This window comes from Paenibacillus ehimensis NBRC 15659 (assembly GCF_004000785.1).
GTDB classification, from domain to species: domain Bacteria; phylum Bacillota; class Bacilli; order Paenibacillales; family NBRC-103111; genus Paenibacillus_G; species Paenibacillus_G ehimensis.
Genome location: NZ_BILX01000104.1, coordinates 1 through 17489, shown reverse-complemented (window position 1 = coordinate 17489; position 17489 = coordinate 1). Strand labels below are relative to the sequence as shown.

At 57.4% G+C, this 17489-nt stretch carries 17 protein-coding genes and 1 pseudogene; 11 read left to right on the top strand and 7 right to left on the bottom strand.

Translation table 11 applies throughout. The features are described 5' to 3' along the window. Positions 1-18: 18 nt before the first annotated feature. On the bottom strand, positions 19-507 hold the full coding sequence (locus PEH01S_RS31650) for an HPP family protein (RefSeq protein ID WP_025849595.1): 489 nt from the start codon (positions 505-507) through the stop codon (positions 19-21). Positions 508-679: 172 nt separating this feature from the next. On the opposite strand from PEH01S_RS31650, the gene PEH01S_RS31645 reads away from it, so the two are divergent. The 5 genes and pseudogenes from PEH01S_RS31645 (at position 680) to PEH01S_RS31630 (ending at position 4105) form a co-directional block, all read left to right on the top strand. Then, complete coding sequence (locus PEH01S_RS31645; protein WP_025849596.1) at positions 680-1585, top strand: LysR family transcriptional regulator; 906 nt, start codon at positions 680-682, stop codon at positions 1583-1585. 55 nt (positions 1586-1640) lie between these two features. Next, a pseudogene (locus tag PEH01S_RS35635) lies at positions 1641-2237 on the top strand (DedA family protein); the annotation flags it as partial. Continuing rightward, positions 2214-2777, top strand: a complete 564-nt coding sequence (locus tag PEH01S_RS35630; RefSeq protein WP_246063124.1) for a nuclease-related domain-containing protein — start codon at positions 2214-2216, stop codon at positions 2775-2777. The pseudogene PEH01S_RS35635 and the gene PEH01S_RS35630, both read left to right, overlap by 24 nt. Before the next feature lie 91 nt (positions 2778-2868). Further along, on the top strand, positions 2869-3435 hold the full coding sequence (locus PEH01S_RS31635; protein WP_025849598.1) for a thioredoxin family protein: 567 nt from the start codon (positions 2869-2871) through the stop codon (positions 3433-3435). Positions 3436-3469: 34 nt separating this feature from the next. Further along, positions 3470-4105, top strand: a complete 636-nt coding sequence (locus PEH01S_RS31630) for an MBL fold metallo-hydrolase (protein ID WP_036713885.1) — start codon at positions 3470-3472, stop codon at positions 4103-4105. Between the two features lie 287 nt (positions 4106-4392). Here the strand turns inward: PEH01S_RS31630 and PEH01S_RS34910 are convergent, their stop codons facing one another. Further along, complete coding sequence (locus PEH01S_RS34910) at positions 4393-4617, bottom strand: hypothetical protein (protein ID WP_025849600.1); 225 nt, start codon at positions 4615-4617, stop codon at positions 4393-4395. 461 nt (positions 4618-5078) lie between these two features. On the opposite strand from PEH01S_RS34910, the gene PEH01S_RS31620 reads away from it, so the two are divergent. The 5 genes from PEH01S_RS31620 to PEH01S_RS31600 all read left to right on the top strand — a co-directional run bounded on the left by PEH01S_RS31620 (position 5079) and on the right by PEH01S_RS31600 (position 10601). Continuing rightward, a complete protein-coding gene (locus PEH01S_RS31620) occupies positions 5079-6245 on the top strand; it encodes a YhgE/Pip domain-containing protein (RefSeq protein ID WP_307720142.1) in 1167 nt (388 codons plus the stop codon). Between the two features lie 105 nt (positions 6246-6350). Further along, positions 6351-6950 carry a TetR family transcriptional regulator gene (locus PEH01S_RS31615; protein ID WP_025849602.1) on the top strand — a complete coding sequence of 200 codons (600 nt, stop codon included), beginning with the start codon at positions 6351-6353 and terminating at the stop codon, positions 6948-6950. A 66-nt stretch (positions 6951-7016) separates the two neighbouring features. Beyond that, positions 7017-7286 carry a hypothetical protein gene (locus PEH01S_RS31610; protein ID WP_025849603.1) on the top strand — a complete coding sequence of 90 codons (270 nt, stop codon included), beginning with the start codon at positions 7017-7019 and terminating at the stop codon, positions 7284-7286. 171 nt (positions 7287-7457) lie between these two features. Beyond that, positions 7458-8249, top strand: coding sequence for an alpha/beta hydrolase (locus tag PEH01S_RS31605; RefSeq protein ID WP_025849604.1), 792 nt, complete (start codon positions 7458-7460; stop codon positions 8247-8249). Between the two features lie 324 nt (positions 8250-8573). Next, positions 8574-10601 carry a glycosyl hydrolase family 18 protein gene (locus PEH01S_RS31600; RefSeq protein WP_127490168.1) on the top strand — a complete coding sequence of 676 codons (2028 nt, stop codon included), beginning with the start codon at positions 8574-8576 and terminating at the stop codon, positions 10599-10601. A 61-nt stretch (positions 10602-10662) separates the two neighbouring features. Here the strand turns inward: PEH01S_RS31600 and PEH01S_RS31595 are convergent, their stop codons facing one another. The 5 genes from PEH01S_RS31595 to PEH01S_RS31575 all read right to left on the bottom strand — a co-directional run bounded on the left by PEH01S_RS31595 (position 10663) and on the right by PEH01S_RS31575 (position 16405). Next, a complete protein-coding gene (locus PEH01S_RS31595; protein ID WP_025849606.1) occupies positions 10663-11910 on the bottom strand; it encodes an MFS transporter in 1248 nt (415 codons plus the stop codon). Between the two features lie 13 nt (positions 11911-11923). Continuing rightward, the gene (locus PEH01S_RS31590) at positions 11924-12973 is read right to left on the bottom strand and encodes an ArsR/SmtB family transcription factor (protein ID WP_127490167.1); all 1050 of its coding nucleotides are present in this window, start codon (positions 12971-12973) and stop codon (positions 11924-11926) included. Positions 12974-13107: 134 nt separating this feature from the next. Continuing rightward, positions 13108-14499, bottom strand: coding sequence for an ABC transporter substrate-binding protein (locus PEH01S_RS31585; RefSeq protein WP_127490166.1), 1392 nt, complete (start codon positions 14497-14499; stop codon positions 13108-13110). A gap of 122 nt (positions 14500-14621) precedes the next feature. Next, positions 14622-15443, bottom strand: coding sequence for a carbohydrate ABC transporter permease (locus PEH01S_RS31580; RefSeq protein WP_025849609.1), 822 nt, complete (start codon positions 15441-15443; stop codon positions 14622-14624). Next, on the bottom strand, positions 15440-16405 hold the full coding sequence (locus PEH01S_RS31575) for a carbohydrate ABC transporter permease (RefSeq protein WP_127490165.1): 966 nt from the start codon (positions 16403-16405) through the stop codon (positions 15440-15442). Before PEH01S_RS31575 ends, PEH01S_RS31580 begins: the two co-directional genes overlap by 4 nt. A gap of 248 nt (positions 16406-16653) precedes the next feature. On the opposite strand from PEH01S_RS31575, the gene PEH01S_RS31570 reads away from it, so the two are divergent. Next, a partial coding sequence (locus tag PEH01S_RS31570) for a serine/threonine-protein kinase (protein ID WP_246063123.1) occupies positions 16654-17489 on the top strand: 836 nt, incomplete at its 3' end.

The following is a 17489-nucleotide window of genomic DNA, read 5'->3' as shown; positions in this document are numbered from 1 at the left end:
TTTGTCGCTGCGGCGGATTTACAGCCAGCGCTGCGGATATGTGCGGCGGCATGCCCGGTGGTAGCCCCAGGCGACGGCCACGATAAGCAGGGAGCCGAGCAGCACCGGACTCCATAAGAAGCTCCAGGCGGAACCGGCCGTCATGACGAGGATCGGATCGGCGCCGGCAGGCGGATGCAGCGTACGCGTCCACTGCATCAACATGATGGACAGCCCCAGGGCCAGCGCGGCGGACCAGGCGTGAAAGCCTGCCGTATGCAGCAGGGCGAGCCCGATGGCGGTGCTGAGCAGATGGCCGCCGACGATGCTGCGCGGCTGGGCAAGCGGACTGTCGGGGACCGCAAAAGCAAGCACGCATGAAGCGCCGAAGGGGGCCATCAGGAGGACAATGTCGCTCCATTGCCCGAGCAGCAGAGCGGCAAGCACGGCAAGGAACGCTCCGGCTCCCTGCAGCCCGTAGGCGATTCCTTTTTGCAGCGCCGACGGCGTTGTTGAGGCTTTATTCATGGGACATTCTCCTTTATCAATCGTTCTGGACGAAATGATTAATGTTATGCTAGCATGAAAATAATCCATTTGTGAAACGAATGTTGTCGATGCTATTCATTTGATTTGTCGATATCTACTGCATTTTTTCGTCCGTCCATGAAACCTTGGGAAAAAGGAGTTCGTATAACGTATGATCGAGAAATTGGAAGGCCGTTTTTTGGTGACGTTCCTTGCCGTGCTGGAAGAGAAAAGCTTCAGCAAAGCCGCCGAGCGGCTCGGGTATGTGCAGTCCACGGTAACCTCGCAGATGCGTCAGCTGGAGGAAGCGGCCGGTCAAAAGCTGTTCGACCGGCTTCCCCGGGGCGTGGAGCTTACCGGAGCTGGCCGCAAGCTGGAGATTTACGCGCGCCGGTTTGTGCAGCTCGGCCGCGAGCTGGAGGAACAAATGAACGAGGAGGGCGCTCCCCGGGGAATCGTAAGGCTGCGGGTGCTGGAATCGTTCGCTGCGGCTGCGCTGTGGGGACCGCTCCGGTCGTTCATGGAGGCTTATCCGGACATCGAAGTGCAGATTGAAGCCGGTTTTCAAGCGGAGACGCTGGAAGCCGTCCGTTCGCGGCAGGCCGATATGGGGCTTGTTCCCGCAGACCCCTGCGCCGCGGATCTCGCGTTCGATCCGCTGCTTGAAGACGAGCTGCTGTGGATCGCCGAGCCGCGCGAGGCGGAGGCTGTCGGCCGCGAGGGCTGGAGCGCGGTCCGCCGGATGCGCATCGCCGGCTTCGGCGAACGCTGCATGTACTCGCATGCCGCCGAGGCTCAGCTTGCCGCGCAGCGCACGGCTCCGGCCGGGCGGGCGGAATTCGCCTCGATGGACATGATCAAGCGCGCCGCCGGCAGCGGTTGGGCGCTTGCGCTCGTGCCGCGTTCCGCCGTAGCGGCCGAGCTGGCGGCCGGCGTGCTGGCGGAGTGCGTGCCGCTCGGCAGGCAGCCGATCTGCCACGGCTTAATCCGCCATAAGCAGCGCGAGGCCGGCCGGGCAGCGCAGCTGCTGCACCGATATTTGCTGGGGTGCGGCATGAAAGAGGTTATGATAGAATAGGAATGGTTGAGAGAGAACGGACAAATACGTATTCGGAGAGGAAGAGGGCTGAGCAATGCTGCATGACTTGATTCAATCGGCGCTTCTGTTTATCGAAGGGCTGGGCGTATGGGGGATTTTGCTGGGCTTGATGCTTGAAGTGATTCCGAGCGAAATCGTCCTCGCTTACGGAGGATACCTGGTTTCCCGCGGCGAAGTATCCATGCTCGGCGCGATCGTGTTCGGCACGATCGGCTGCATGTTTCAACAAGTGATCTTGTATTGGATCGGGCGTTACGGCGGCAGGCCGGCCTTGAACAAATTCGGCAAGTTTCTCCATCTGAAGAGCAAGCATCTGGATATTGCGGAGGGCTGGTTCAACCGGTACGGTCCCGGCATGGTGTTTTTGGCCCGGTTTGTGCCCGTGCTGCGGCAGGCGATTTCCATCCCGGCGGGCATGGCGCGGATGCCTATGTGGAAGTTCTTGTTCTACACGCTTCTCGGCACGATTCCTTGGGCGATTTTGTTCGTTTACCTTGGACGGGCGCTTGGGGACAACTGGGAGCAGATTGACGAAGTGGCCGCTCCTTACACGAAGCCTGCTCTGATCGCCGTTGCGGTCATTACGGTGCTGTATGTGCTGTGGAAGGTGCTGACCCGCAAGAAGTCCGGCAAAAAGGGTCACCGCGCCGACACGAACAACGGCTACGGCGTGGAAGGCGAAAAAAGCACGGCCCATCAGCTCAAATATATCGGCGGAGAGTACCGCGTCCTGCACGGGCGCCGCGTACATGCGGGCGGCGGCACGCAGGAATTCGACCATATCGTGGTCGGGCCTAACGGCGTGTTTCATATTGACTCGAAGCATTGGTCGGGGGACATCCATTTTAACGGCCAGGGGGTCGAACGCGTCAAAACGCGGTCGGACCGCGGAAAGCAGGACGAGCCGCACAGCCAGGATCCGACGGCGCAGCTGTACCGGCACGAGTACGTGCTGAAGGAGCTGTTCAAGCAGCACCGGATTCAGGCGGACTTGGTCGGCATCGTATGTTTCACGCATCCGAACTGCCGTCTCGTCGGGACGAGCCCCGCTTTTGCAACGCTCAAGCTGGATCGCCTCGTCCATCACATCAAGACCTATAAGCCGAAGCGGACGTTAAGCGCCGCCGAGGTGGCATCCATCGAAAAGCTGATCAAAGACAACAGCAAATAGCGTGTCCGGTCCGTCTCCTTTTGATTGGAGCGGACTCTTTTTTTTGGTACAATGAACCATAGTTTGATCATTTCGAAGGAGGAGAAACCTGATGAGCAAAAACTTAAGCGCAAAGCTGCGACAAGGCCTGTCCCCGCAGCAATTTATGGACGGCATGACGAAAAATCAGGAAAAATTCAAAGAGTGGTACGATCTGTTCGTATGGGAAAACGAAGAGGACAAGCAGTTTTTCGAATCGCTTAATAACCGCGACGATCTTCGCTGCCTGATCCTTGCCGCGGATTGGTGCGGCGACGTGGTGCGCAACGTTCCGGCCGTGTTCCGCGCGCTCGAAATTTCCGGCATCCCGACGGAGGTGCTGATCAAGGAAGAGCATCCGGACGTAATGGCGCAGTTTTTGACCGGCGGCGGAGAAGCGATTCCGATCGTGATCTTTACCGACTTCAGCGGTTTCGTCCTCGGCCACTGGGGGCCGCGTCCGGCGCACGTGCAGGCGGTCATGACGAAGTTCAAGCAGGAAAACCCGGACCGCGAAGCGCCGGATTATAACGACAAAATCCAGATCGCCCGCCAGGAAATGGTCAAGCAGTACGGCGAAGGAACCGGCTACCAGACGGTCATCGTGAAAGAACTGCGCGAGCTGCTATCCTCATTCTAGTCCGACATTCGAGTAAAGGAGCCTCGTCCACCGTATGGAAACGAAGCAAATCAAAATCGAAACCTTCCCGCTCGGGCCGCTGCAAACAAACGCCTATCTGGTCTCCCTGCCTGAAGGGAACCGCGGCTTTGTCATTGATCCCGGGATGGATCCGCAGCCGCTGCTCAAGCGGATCGAACACATGGAGATCGAAGCGATCGTCCTGACGCACGCTCATTTCGATCATATCGGAGGCGTGGACGCCGTGCGGCGTCTGAAGGGCTGTCCCGTTTACCTGCACGATGCGGAAGCGGAATGGCTGACGAACCCGAAGCGCAACGGCTCTACGATGTGGCCGGAGCTGGGCGGGGCGATCACGACCGACCCGGCGGAGTATGCGCTGGACGATGGGCAGGAGCTTAAGCTGCTCGGAATCGTCTTCCAAGTGCTTCATACGCCGGGCCATTCCCCGGGAAGCGTCAGCTTGGTTTACGGAAACCATCTGTTCGGCGGCGACGTGCTGTTCCGGCTGTCGGTGGGACGCACCGATCTTCCCGGCGGCGATCAGCAGGAGCTGCTGGACTCGATTCATGACAAGCTGTTCAAGCTGCCGGACGAGACCATCGTCTACCCGGGGCACGGAAGCCGGACGACGATCGGCTACGAGCGCGAGCACAACCCTTACGTTTAAGCGAGACTCATCCCAGCCAAGCGGCCGCCGGTTTCCGGCGGCCGTTTTGCGCTGCGGTAAAACATGAGAGGGGGATGTAATGCGGATGGCTGCGGTCGGGGCAAGCGTCTATTTTTGCGAGGCTAGGTGAATACCGTGTTCCTTATGGGTGCTACACCATAGACTGATGGTGTGTTCGATAGGAACACGTAACCAGTCCGAGCGACTGCAAGTCGCAGGTTCGGCGCTGCTGCCGGCTTTGCGATTTGGGTAAATTTCACGGAGGTGTTCATCTGTATGGAAAAGTTTCAACCGAATCTCCCTAAACAGAGCATGCTCTCGCCATTATCGTCGAATTTTCCGCCTTCCCCGTCCGTATCGCCGCTCTCTTTCCCGCCGACGCCGAATATTGCCCCCTTCTCGGCTATGCCGCCATCGCCGAATATAGCGCCGATGCCGAACATTCCGCCGATGCCGACTTCCTTCGCCCCTCTCGCGGCGCCGCCGCAGCCGGTATATCCGACGTCGAACATTCATACCACTTATGAGACGGTCAATATTTATTGCCCGAAGAAGAGGAAGAAAAGACGCCGCTTTTATCCTTGGTACGGGTGCGGGACATCGACAGGCATCATCCTCGTTCTGTTTATATTGTTGGTCATCATCCTGCGCAGCAAGCACCGTCACCATTGCTGACGCGTAGCGCAGGCGGTCATGCACGGTAGGTTCCTGCCGGCTCCACCGCCGCTATGCCAAGGCTCCCTGCGGTAACGCCCGGTCGTTCTCCGATCCGAGCATAGCTCGTTGATTTCGCCGCGCGTTACGACGGTTTGATCGCAAACGGCGAAACCGTCCCATCCCGCAAAGTGTGCAGGGAGCCTTGCGAGGGTGGAAAAAGGGTTGACAGGACGAAATTTGACATGATATTGTTTTAAACAAACGTTTAATTTAAATAAATGTTTAATTAAAAGTACATAACAAGAGGAGAGACCACATGATGCTTCAAGCTTTGCGCGCGTATCTAAAAAAGCCTGCGACGATAATCGGGATCGTTACGGCGATGATGTTCCAAATTATTTTCAGCCTCGTTTGGATGTCCGGTTATCAAGGAGTGAACGAGAACGTCAAGCAGCTCAAAATCGCCGTCGTTAACGAGGATCAGGGTGTCGGCAAGCGGGTGGAGGAGCAGCTTGTAGCGTCTCTTCCGTTTCGCATGATAAGCGAGCCGTCGCTGAGCCGGGCTCAAGAGAAGCTGAATAACCGGGAGGTACAGATGGTGCTTCATCTTCCGGCCGATTTCTCCAAGCAGCTGCAGGCGCAAGGCCAGAAGGCACAGATCGATTATTTCATCAACGAATCCAATCCCGCGTTGATCAAAAGCATTATGCAGGGCGCGGCGAACGGAGTAACCGCTACGGTCGGCAAGGAAGCGGCGGCGATGGGCATGCAGGCTGTGCTGGTTCAAGCGAACATGCCCGCGGCTCAAGCGCAAAGCATGGCGCAAGGGATATCCGATAAGGTGCAGCCCAACATCGAGTCGATCAACCCGGTTGTAGGCATGCACAATCAAATGGTACCGATGATGATGGTGCTCGCTTCCTTCGTCGGCGCGATGATTATGGGGATGAACGTACAGCAGGCGACCGCTATGCTCGGCCCGAGCTTCTCCCGATGGACCAAGTTCGGCGCCCGGGTGATCATCAATATCGTATCCGCCGTAGTCATCGCGCTGATCGGCTCGTCATTGGTTATGGCGATGGGCGGTCAGACGGCTGCCGGTTTCGTATCGCTGTGGCTGTTCCAAGCGTTGTTCCTGATGACGTTCATGTTCTTCTCGCAAATGTTTCTTATCGTCTTCGGAATGGCCGGCATGCTCTTCAATATTGCGATGCTGTCGATTCAACTGGTGTCGTCGGGGGCCATGGTGCCGAGGGAACTGCTCGGGGGCTTCTATCATACGTTTAGCGAATATTTGCCCGCGACCTATGCGGTGGAAGGCGGCATGAACCTGCTGTTCGGCGGTCCGTCCGTATCGGCCGATGCGGGGGCGCTCGTCGCCATCATGCTCGGCTGCCTCGTTGTCGGCTTGGCGGCCACCGGGCTTCGCAGGGAAGGACGTGCCGCTGTGCAGCCGAAGGGGGCGGCGGCCGTTAACGCCTAGTTTGGAAACCGCGTAGCTTCCGGAAGCTTGGGCGCGATCCGCTCGTCTTCCGGTTTTGTGGTACAATAAGGAAACCTACAGTCAAAACGGAAGGGGACGCATCAGTTGACCCAGACGGAACCGGATATGAAAATGCGCATTTTATACGCTGCCAAAAAGCTGTTTGCCCGGCAAGGCTTCGAAGGGACGAGCGTCCGGCAAATCTGCGAGGAGGCGGGCGCGAACGTCGCCTTGGTCTCGTATTATTTCGGCGGCAAGGAAAAAGTGCTCCATGCCATTTTCGAGCATTTTTTTCCGGGCCGGCAGCTATCCGAACACGACGCTTATTTCGCTCACCCGGTTCAGGGGCTCAGCCTCATTGTCCGGGAAATTATCCGCTTCAGCCTCGTCGACCGGGAGCTGAGCACGATTATTCAACAAGAAATGGTCATGAATACGCCGCGTGCGGAAGTGGTAATCTCCTTCGTCTCTCCCGTTTGGAGCAAGGCCCGCAATATGCTGGAACAAGGGCGGAAGGAAGGCTTGTTTCATTACGAATCGTTGGATCAAGCGCTGCTGTTCGTCATGGGGGCGACGTTGGCCCACAAGCAAATCGGCTGTATCCGGCCGCTGCTGTCGCCGCAGGATCTTCTTGCGGACGAGACGGCGGAGCACACGCTGCATTTTATTTTAAAGGCGCTTGGCGCGCCCGGGTCACCCGCCTAAACCTTCCGGGCGCCTCTCCCATACAATAGAAGAAAGAGGAACAATTAACGAGAGGGGAGAGCGCGGGTGAGCAAGCTGCCCACGGTATTCCGCAGCGTCAACGAAAGCCTGGATGAAATTTTGACCGCTTTCGACAAAATCAATTCGATCTACCGGTCGGCGAAGCAGATATCCCCGATGCTGAAGCAGGCGGCTAACCTGATTGCCGAGGCGAATGCGGCGGCGGAGCAGCAGCAATTGAGGCTGAGCGAAGCGGCGAAGGCGGCAAGGAACAGGTCGTTCGGAGGAAAGCAAGGCAGAAGGACAGCGGTCCGCAAGCGGAGACGCATGCACTAAAGCGAATGGATGCCGGGCTCGGATGAGCCGGGCTTTTTTTGCGCGCAGCGGCGCATCCCGCTTCTCCCGCTTCAAAAGGCAATTTTCGTTGGCAGGGTTATGTCCGTAGCGGTATACTGGGTTTGGGAAAATTACGGGATATGTTCCGCTACAACAGGGAGGTAACTTTACATGGCTTTTATCGATTGTCATTTTTTCTCCGAGTCGCTCGGCCTGTCCACGTCGATGTACGTCTTATTGCCTCAGACGACAGTGGGACAAATCGGCTTAAACAACCGCAGTACGGGAAGCAAGCATCCGGTGCTGTTTTTGCTGCACGGCCTCTCGGACGATCATACGATCTGGCTGCGCCGGACATCGATCGAACGCTACGCGGCCCCGCTCGGACTCGCGGTGGTCATGCCGGCCGTGAACCGCAGCTTTTACGCCGACATGGCGAGCGGTCCGAAGTATTGGACGTTCGTCAGCGAAGAGCTGCCCGCGCTTGCGAGATCCTTCTTCCCGCTGGCGGAGGAGAGGGAACGCACCTTCGTTGCCGGTCTGTCGATGGGCGGATACGGCGCGCTGAAGCTGGCGTTCCGTCATCCCGAGCGGTTTGGGGCCGCCGCCAGTTTATCCGGCGTGACGGATATCGAAGCGCTGGCGCGGAAACGGCTGTCCCGGGAGGAAACGGCTGCGATATTCGGGTCGGCGGACAGCCTGCGCGGCAGCGATAACGAATTGTTCGCGCTGGCGTCCGGATTGGCGCGTTCGGCAGCCAAGCAGCCGAAGCTGTATCAATGCTGCGGCACGGAAGATTTCTTGTACGAGGATAACGTCCGTTTCCGCGACTACTGCCGGGAGCTCGGATTAGCGCTTACTTACGAGGAGGAGCCCGGGGCGCATGATTGGGACTATTGGGACCGCAAAATTCAAAGCGTGCTGAATTGGCTGCCGCTGGAAAACGGTCTGGCGGACAACTAAAAAGGAGCGGCTTACAGCTTGGATGTGCTTCGCTTGGCGGGCGTATCCAAGCTTTTTTTGCTGGCATCGGCCCCCGATAAACATGCTTGTCCTTATAAGACAAGGACGGCTCTGCCGGTTACCCGGGTATTCACAGCGATCTTGTAGAAATTTACCCCTCTTTCTGGAGGAAATTATCCGTTACAACGTGGGGGCAATCCCTGATAATGGAAGCTAGAAAGATGAGAGGAGGGATACCTGCCGATTACCGACGATGATGTCAGCCGGATCGTAAAGGATGGTATGCCGGAAAGTAAAACGTAAACAAAGGAGCTGTTGTAGTTAATGATGAAACGAAAAACTTGGGCGCTGCTGCTGGTCGTCGTGCTGCTTGCCTCCCTGCTGCCGGCGGCTGCCTTCGCCGCTGCCGCTTGGGCGCCGAACACCTCGTACAAAGTCGGCGATATTGTCACCTACGGAGGCTCGGACTATCAATGTCTTCAACCCCATACCTCGCTCGTCGGATGGGAGCCGCCGAACGTTCCCGCCCTGTGGAAGCTGCATAGCGGCGGAGGGACGGATACCCAGCCTCCTACCGCACCGGCCAATTTGAGCGTTGCGGGCAAAACATCGACCACCGTCAGCTTATCCTGGGGCGCATCGGCCGATAACGTCGGCGTTACGGGATATGAAGTATACCAAGGCGGGACGCTTGTTGGAAGCGTTACCACAACTTCGTATACCGTGAGCGGCCTGTCGCCGTCGACCTCGTACACGTTTACGGTGAAAGCCAAGGACGCTGCCGGCAACGTATCCGCTGCAAGCAATGCTGTCACCGTGACGACGAGCGGAACGTCGAACGATACAACGCCTCCAACAGCGCCGACAGGTGTTAGCGCTTCCAATGTAACATCGACCAGTGTGACGCTATCCTGGACGGCGTCGACCGATAACGTCGGCGTAACGGGATACGACGTGTACCGGGGCGGCGTATTGGCCGGGACGACGGCTGCGACCTCGTTTACCGTAACCGGCCTGACCGCTTCGACGTCGTATACGTTTACGGTGAAAGCCAAAGACGCTGCCGGCAACGTATCCGCAGCAAGCAATGCCGTCACGGTTAAGACATCCGATACGGGTGGCGGCGGCGGTAAGAAGATCGTAACGTACTACCCGGCTTGGGCGGTTTATGGACGCAACTTCAAGGTGCCGGAAATCGACGCCTCGAAGATCACTCATATCAATTACGCCTTTGCGGACATTTGCTGGAACGGCAGACACGGCAACCCGGACCCGACGGGACCGAACCCGCAAACCTGGGCTTGCGCCGATGAAAAGGGCAATATCAACGTACCGAACGGTTCCATCGTTCAAGGCGATACTTGGGCCGATACCGGCATGTCGTATCCGGGAGATACATGGGATCAGCCGATCAAGGGCAGCTTCAATCAGCTGATCAAGCTGAAGCAGGCGAACCCGCACTTGAAGACGCTCATTTCCGTGGGCGGCTGGAGCTGGTCCAACCGGTTCTCGGACGTGGCGGCCGATCCGGTGACACGGTCCAATTTTGCCAAATCGGCGGTCGACTTCATCCGCAAATACCAGTTTGACGGCGTCGATCTCGACTGGGAATACCCGGTCAGCGGCGGTCTGGCGGGCAACAGCAAGCGTCCGGAGGATAAGCAAAACTTCACGCTGCTGCTGCAGGCGGTCCGGAACGAGCTGAATGCCGCCGGCGCGGCCGACGGCAAGCAGTACCTGCTTACGATTGCTTCCGGCGCAGGCCCGAATTACGTGAACAATACGGAGCTGTCCAAGATCGCACAAATTCTCGACTGGATCAATATCATGACATACGATTTCCACGGCGGCTGGGAATCCAAATCCGGACACAACGCTCCGCTGTATTTCGACCCGGCGGATAACAGCGAAGATCCGGTCAACTTCAACGTCGACAAGGCGGTCGATAATCATTTGAACGCCGGCGTGCCCGCTTCCAAGCTGGTGCTCGGTATCCCGTACTACGGCAAGGGCTGGCAGGGCTGCGCCTCGGCGAATAACGGCCAGTATCAGCAGTGCGCCGGCGTATCCCAGAAAGGCACGTGGGAGAACGGATCGTTCGACTTCTACGATCTGGAAGCCAACTACATCAACAAAAACGGCTACACGCGCTACTGGAACAACGTAACCAAAACGCCTTTCCTGTATCAGCCGAACGGCGGCATCTTCATCTCGTACGACGACGCCGAATCGATTCAGCATAAGGTCAATTACATCAAGTCCAAAGGCCTTGCCGGCGCCATGACGTGGGAAGTGACGCAGGACCGCAACAAAACGCTGCAAACGATCGTGAAAAACGGTCTGAATCCGTAAAACGGACAACAAGAGCACCGCACACGCTTCATACCGCACTAATGATTTCCGGCCTTCGCCCTTAACGGGCGGAGGTCTTTTGCTTCTCCTTTAGCGAAGGATGCAGATACAGCAGCGAACCGGCGGTAGAAAGCAAGCCGCCGAGCAAAATGGTACCGTGCGTCCCGAGCCGTTCGGCCAGCAGACCGGCCAAAAAAGCGGCTGCCGGCATCAGCGTCCACGTCATAAACCGGCTCGTCGCCTGAACGCGTCCCAACAGCCGGTCGGGCGTCAGCGTTTGCCGGATCGTCACGATGCACGGATTCATGGCGGACGCGGCGATCGTCCCGGCCGCATTCGAGAGCAGCAGCACGGCGTAAGTCTGCGACTGACTGAAGACGATGACGGATAATCCGCCCACACAGGAAGCGGCGAATAAAATGGTCCGGTAAGAGAAACGTTTTCGCAGCACGGCCGTCACCAGCGCTCCCCCGACCGCCCCCAGTCCTCCCGCTGACAACAGCCAGCCGATGTCGCCGACAGGCAGTTGAATCGTTTCTTTGAGATGAAATACCATTATCGTCAGGAAGAGGGTCGTTCCGAAGACGGATACGAGCATCGCCAGGTTCGTGAATAAAATCGCCTTTGTCCGCACGACAAACTGAAAGCCTTCTTTTAAATCCGCATACACTCCGTTTGCCGTCCGGGAACCCGCAGCCGTATGCCGGATAGGAAGGCTGAGAACCGTCAGAAACGAGATGAAAAAAGTGGCGCTGTTGACGAGTACCGCATATCCGGGATTGTATAAGCCGATCACCATGCCTCCCAGACCGGGCGCTGCGAGCACGGCCAAGTTCGCAAACCCCGAATTGACCGCGTTCACCGTCTGCAAATCGCTTGTTCGGACGAGATTCGGCACGGAGGCGATTTGCGCCGTCGTATAGATTTGACCGAGTAAGCCGGCGGCCAAGGCGCCGATGTACATGTGCCACATTTCCAGCCAATCCATGATGAACAGAAGTCCCATCAGCCCCGTAATGACGCCTCTGCCCAGATCGCAGAGCAGCAGCAGCGTTTTGCGGTTCAACCGGTCGGACCAGATGCCGGTCAAGGGCTGCAGCAGCACCGGAAGGCGTTCGAGCGCCGTAACGATGCCCATGCTAACCGGCGAACCCGTAACCGCCAGAACGAGCAGAGGAATCGCGATAAGCTGAATTTGATCTCCGCAGTAGGAGATAAAGCTGCTTCCTACGAAGCGGAAGAGGGGATAGTTTCTTTTGAATTCCGGCAGCGAAGGCTCGTTACTCCGTCCGGCAGCCGATGCTTCCATGTTCCGTCCACCCTTATTCGTCTTGTCGTAAATAATCGGCCAGCTCTTGGGCCAGCGTATCGATAGCTTTTGTTTTGACGCGATACTTGGCATCACGGATGTCGACCAGCCTTGCGGCACGGAGCAGCTTCAAATGATGATGAATCGTCGATTTTCCCATATTCAGCCGGTCCGTCAGGTCTTGCAGGCTCCGGTCCTCTTCGGCCAGCAGCTTGAGGATGCGAAGCCGGATTTCGTCGCCGAGCGCCTTATGCCTTAGAACCAGCGAGGCGTCGGGCAAGTACTTGTCGGCAGGGTGGATGCTATCGCTTGCTACGGGATAATGAAAGACCTTTGTCCCTTCGATATCCGCTTCGATGGTCCACGGCCGGTAAACGATTTGCGGAATGAGCAGCACCCGATGAACGCTCGGCTCCGGCGAATACGCGACCCCGCCCGTGGCCCATTCGACAAGCTCCTCCGGGGCCATCCTTTGCCGCATGCTTCGCTTCGCTTCGCAGTCTCTGGTCAAGACGGCAAGGAGCCGCTCCGCTTCCGGCTCGATCACCGCCTCGTGCCAGCCTGACATCACTTCAGCGAGATGACGCTTCAGCTCTGCCGGATCGGTTTTGCATATAAAATCGATATAGGCCGGGAAAAACGGGTTCCCGCTCGTCAGTTCCTGGAGCTCTTGTACGGCCTTCCTGTCGCCGGAAGCCGCCTGCTGGCGCGAGTCTTGGTGCTCTGTCCCCAAGTAAGGAAGACAGATGCTTTTCAGTTCCCTCGGGGGCAAACGCTCGATGTAGGCCAGAAAAGCGGACAGGGAAGCAAAAGCTTCCTGATGGAGCAGCTGAAGCAAAGCCTTCCAGGTATTATGCTTCTCTACAAACGCCAAGTGCCCCAGCATGTCTTCGGACAACGAGGCTTTGAGCCGCTTCCATTCATCCGCCGGCTTCTCCAGAGTATGGAGCAGCGGCGTGTTCGTGACGGCCGCAATCCCCATCGCGCATTCCCACAGCAGCGAATATTCAAGCCGCACTTGATACGTCTCCCGCTTCCGTCCCGTGGCTTGAATGATGTCCAATCCAATCACCTCTCCGAATAAATGATTCTCACACATTCTATATTATTGGGATTTGAAATTCAACATTTTTGGAATTTAAAATTCTAAAAAGACCGGCGGTCTGCTCTCCGAGAGACCGTCGGCCGGGTGAAACGTTATTTTGCTACCGTTTTGTTATACTGCGCAAGCTTGGACGAGATTTCTTTCGCGGCGCCGTCCAGCGCTTCTTTCGGCGTCTTTTTGCCGTTCAGCACTTCTTCGATCGCGCCTTCGGTCAGCTGGCGGGCTTCCGGGAACACGCCCATAACCGCGCCCTGCGTCGCTTTGTTCGCTTTCGTTTGGTGCAGCTGGTCGACGGCTGTTTTAAACTGCGGATACTTGGCGAGATTATCTTTGACGAGCTGCTCGTCGTACGCTTTTTTCGTGATCGGGAAGTATCCCGTATTGACATGCCAGTAGGCTTGCTGCTTCGGATCGGCAAGGAATTTGATGAACTCCCAAGCGCCCTTCTGCTCCGCTTCGGAACGGTTGTTCAAGATGTACAAGCTCGCGCCGCCCACGATGACTCCGCCTTCTTTCGCATCCTTCGGCTTCGGCAGGAAGGCTGTGCCGACTTGGAACTTGCCTTCCGCCGCGCTGACGATCCCGCGCAGGGAAGCGGTCGAATCGAGCGTCATCGCGATTTGGCCGGCGGCGAACGCTTTTTTCGTATCGTCGGTTTTGCGGCCGAGGTTCAGCATCGTTTTGTCGTCGATCATTTGCTTCCACCAAGTTAACGTTTTTACGCCGGCATCGCTGCCAAGCATCGATTCCGTCGCCGGGCTGGTGCGGCCGTTGCCGTTGTTCAGCAGCTCGGCGCCTTGGTTCGCGAAGAACTGCTCCATGAACCAGCCGTAGATGGCGAAGGAAGCGCCGGCTTTGCCGTCCTTGGTCAGCTTCTTGGCTGCTTCGGCGATTTCCTCGTAGGTGACGGGCGGCTTTTCCGGATCGAGTCCGGCGGCTTTGAACATATCTTTGTTGTAATACAGAATCGGGTTGGACGTGTTGAACGGCATCGAATTCAGCTTACCGCCCACCGTATAATAGTTCAAAATGTTTTCTTCAAGCTGGGAGACGTCGTATTTGTCGGCGTCGATAAATGTTTGGATCGGCGTGATGGCTTTGGAATCGATCATGAAGCGGCTGCCGATTTCGTACACCTGAATGAGCGCCGGTCCGCTTGTGGAATCCATCGACGCTTTCATTTTGTTCAAGCTTTCGTCGTAGGTGCCTTGGAATACGGCTTCGACGACGACGTTTTTCTGGGAGGCGTTGAAATCGGAGACGAGCTTGTCCACGGCCTTGCCCAACTCGCCGCTCATCGAATGCCACCAGACGACCTTGACCGGCTCCCCGGCTTTCGGCGCTTCCTTATTCTCGGCGCCGCCGGCCGCAGGCTTGTCCCCGGCGCTTCCCGCCGTGCCGTTGCCGTTTCCGCATGCCGCCATAAACATCATGACGAAAGCAAGCAGCAGAAGCAGCGTGCTTTTTTTGTTCAGATGCTTCATTTCGGTTGATCTCTCCCTTTTAGTTGTTATTTATATATAGAGCGAGGAGGCGTTTGGAAGCCCGTCTCTTGGAGAGCGCAAAGACTCAAGAGAAGGGCTTCGGCCGGCCCTCGCGCTATGTCTTACCCTTTGATCGCCCCGGCGGTCATCCCGCGGACGAGCTGCTTCAGACCGAGCAGCAGCAAAACAAGCGACGGCAGCAGCACCGTCACGACGCCCGCCAGCACGACGTTCCAATAGGTCAGCTCTTCGAATTGCAGCATGCTGATGCCGATCTGGACCGTGCGCATCGATTGCCCGTTAGTGACGAGCAGCGGCCACAAGTACATGTTCCAATGGCTCAGGAACGAATATACGCCGAGCGTGGCGAGCGCGGGCTTGGCCAGCGGCAGCACGAGCCGGGCAAAGCTGCGCAGATGGCCGCAGCCGTCGATTTTGGCGGCTTCGAACAATTCGCGGGGGAGCTGCAGGAAAAATTGGCGCAGCAGGAACGTGCCGAAAGCGGTGGCCAGAAAAGGCACGATCAGTCCCTGGTAGCTGTCGAGCCAGCCCCAGCTTTTGACGGTCAAATAGTTAGGGATGATCGTCACTTCCCACGGAATCATCATGGTGGACAGAAACAGCGCAAACAGGAAGTTTTTGCCGGGAAATCTCATATATGCGAACGCATAGGCCGCCAAGCTTGCCGTAACGAGCTGCCCCAGCATGATCGTGCCGGAGACGAGGAAGCTGTTGGCGAGAAATTGGCCGACAGGAATCTGCTTGAGCACTTGAATATAGTTCTCCCAATGCAAGCCGCCCGGCAGCAGCTTCGGCGGGAATGAAGCCGACTCCGCATTGGTCATGAACGAGGCCGAGACGGTATACAGAACCGGATACAGCGTCAGCACCGCGGCAACGATGAGCACGGCGTAGACAAAGGCGTTTTGCAAGCGGGAGCTCACTGGTAATGCACCTTCCTTTCCAGAAAACGGTACTGGAGGAGGGTCAGAATCAGTACGATGGCGAACAGGATCAACGCCTGTGCGCTGCCGATGCCGAACCGGAAGTTCACGAACGCATCCTGATAAATATTGAACACGATGACGTCCGTGCTGTTCATCGGGCCGCCTTTGGTGAGAATGTGAATTTGTCCGAACGATTGGAACGCTTGAATGACCGAGACGATCCCGACGAAAAAGAGCGTGGGAGATACGAGCGGCACGGTCAGTTGGAAAAAGGTGCGCAGCGGGCCGGAGCCGTCAATTTTCGCGCTGTCGTAGATTTCCTCAGGCACGCTCTGCAAGCCGCTGAGCAGGACGATGTAATTGAAGCCGAGGTTCATCCATACGGTCATGATCGAGACCGAAACGAGCGCCCAGGCCGGATCGGTCAGCCAGCGGACCGGCTCCGCGCCGAGCAGCGTCAAGAAATAATTGAGGGTGCCCAGCGTCGGGTGATACAGCATCATCCAGATGACCGAGCCGGTCCCGACAGAGATAGCCACGGGCAGCGAAAACGCGAATTGGAAGGCTTTCATCCCCCGAAGCTTGCTTTGCGACAGCGCAGCGAGCAGCAGCGCAAGGGCGATGCCGGCAGGGACGGTAAGAACCGTGAAGGATAAGGTGACTTTCAAGCTTTCATAAAATTTATCGGAGGCCAGCAGCTCGGTGAAGTTGTCAAGGCCGACAAAAGCGGCGATGCGCCCCCGGGGATCGGTCAAATGCAGGCTGAGGTAAACCGACTTTACAAGCGGATAGAACAGAAAAATACCGAACAGCAGGAGGGAAGGCAGCAGGAAAGCATAGGCAAGCGAGGCTTCCTTCCAACGAATTACGCGCAGGCTTCGCCGCCCGGCTGCCGCAGTTTGCCTTTTGGCTAAGTCGGGGGCCGGATGAACCGCTGCGTTACGGTCGAGCAAGGTCATGCGGACGCTCCTTTCAGGGACTGGTCTGAACGAGCTAATTATAAAGCGGGGTTGTTATCCAAAGGTTAATTGGACGTTAAGATATTATGGAGAACCGTTCGAGATTTACAAATTTTAAATAAATGGGGGTAAATCGGTTATTGAAATTTTGGTAAAACTATGATAATTTAAAAGCAATCTCATTACATTGTGCGGAAGAACCGCCTTATGTCATGCATTATTTGCATGCGTAAGGCGGTTTTTTGTCGTTGTCTGCGAACGAAAGGCGGGGAAACGAAGCCATGCTGCATTACGGCTTACAGCCGGGCCAGACGCTGTCGGGGCGCTACCGGATTATGGCTCCTCTGGGGAGCGGCGGGATGAGCCGGGTGTTTCTGGCGGAAGACTTGAAGCTGAAGGGGAAGCGGTGGGCCGTGAAGGAGACGTATGTCGGCGACGACCCGTCCGCGGGGGAAAGCGGCCAGGAGGCGGCGCTGCGCCGGCACGTGCTGCTCAAGGAAGCGGAGACGATGAGCCGTTTGAGCCATCCGAATCTGCCGGATATCGTCGATTACGTTCCTGCGAACGCTCACGGTTTTCTGTATCTTGTCATGGATTATATCGAAGGGGAAACGCTGCTGCAGCGTTTCGAGCGGCTGGGCCGCCGCATGACCGGGGGACAAGCGGCGGAAATTGCGCTGCAGCTCTGCGGGCTGCTCGATTATTTGCATTCGCTCCGTCCGGAGCCGATCATTCACCGCGATTTGAAGCCGTCCAACCTGATGCTGGATACGGACGGACGGGTGCGCTTGATCGACTTCGGGACCGCCCGCAGCTTTAAAGCCGAGCAAGCCGCCGACACGGTGCTGCTCGGCACGGTAGGCTTTGCCGCGCCGGAGCAGTTCGACGGCCGGCAGAGCGATCCGCACACCGATCTGTACGGCCTCGGCGCGCTGCTTTATTTTTTGCTGAGCGGGGGCGCGTATTACAATCCGCAAAGCCCTTATCGCGAAGCGGAAGCGGCGATCCCGCCCGGGCTCGCGCCGATCGTGCTGCGGCTGCTGCGCGCAAGCCCCGACGGCCGCTTCGCGGACGCGCGCGAAGC

Bases quoted from the DNA above. Each gene is read 5' to 3' on its own strand.
- PEH01S_RS31650 (WP_025849595.1), bottom strand. From the start codon at position 507: ATGAATAAAGCCTCAACAACGCCGTCGGCGCTGCAAAAAGGAATCGCC.
- PEH01S_RS31605 (WP_025849604.1), top strand. From the start codon at position 7,458: ATGGCTTTTATCGATTGTCATTTTTTCTCCGAGTCGCTCGGCCTGTCC.
- PEH01S_RS31635 (WP_025849598.1), top strand. From the start codon at position 2,869: ATGAGCAAAAACTTAAGCGCAAAGCTGCGACAAGGCCTGTCCCCGCAG.
- PEH01S_RS31630 (WP_036713885.1), top strand. From the start codon at position 3,470: ATGGAAACGAAGCAAATCAAAATCGAAACCTTCCCGCTCGGGCCGCTG.
- PEH01S_RS34910 (WP_025849600.1), bottom strand. From the start codon at position 4,617: ATGTTCGACGTCGGATATACCGGCTGCGGCGGCGCCGCGAGAGGGGCG.
- PEH01S_RS31585 (WP_127490166.1), bottom strand. From the start codon at position 14,499: ATGAAGCATCTGAACAAAAAAAGCACGCTGCTTCTGCTGCTTGCTTTC.
- PEH01S_RS31575 (WP_127490165.1), bottom strand. From the start codon at position 16,405: ATGACCTTGCTCGACCGTAACGCAGCGGTTCATCCGGCCCCCGACTTA.
- PEH01S_RS31620 (WP_307720142.1), top strand. From the start codon at position 5,079: ATGATGCTTCAAGCTTTGCGCGCGTATCTAAAAAAGCCTGCGACGATA.
- PEH01S_RS31600 (WP_127490168.1), top strand. From the start codon at position 8,574: ATGATGAAACGAAAAACTTGGGCGCTGCTGCTGGTCGTCGTGCTGCTT.
- PEH01S_RS31595 (WP_025849606.1), bottom strand. From the start codon at position 11,910: ATGGAAGCATCGGCTGCCGGACGGAGTAACGAGCCTTCGCTGCCGGAA.
- PEH01S_RS31645 (WP_025849596.1), top strand. From the start codon at position 680: ATGATCGAGAAATTGGAAGGCCGTTTTTTGGTGACGTTCCTTGCCGTG.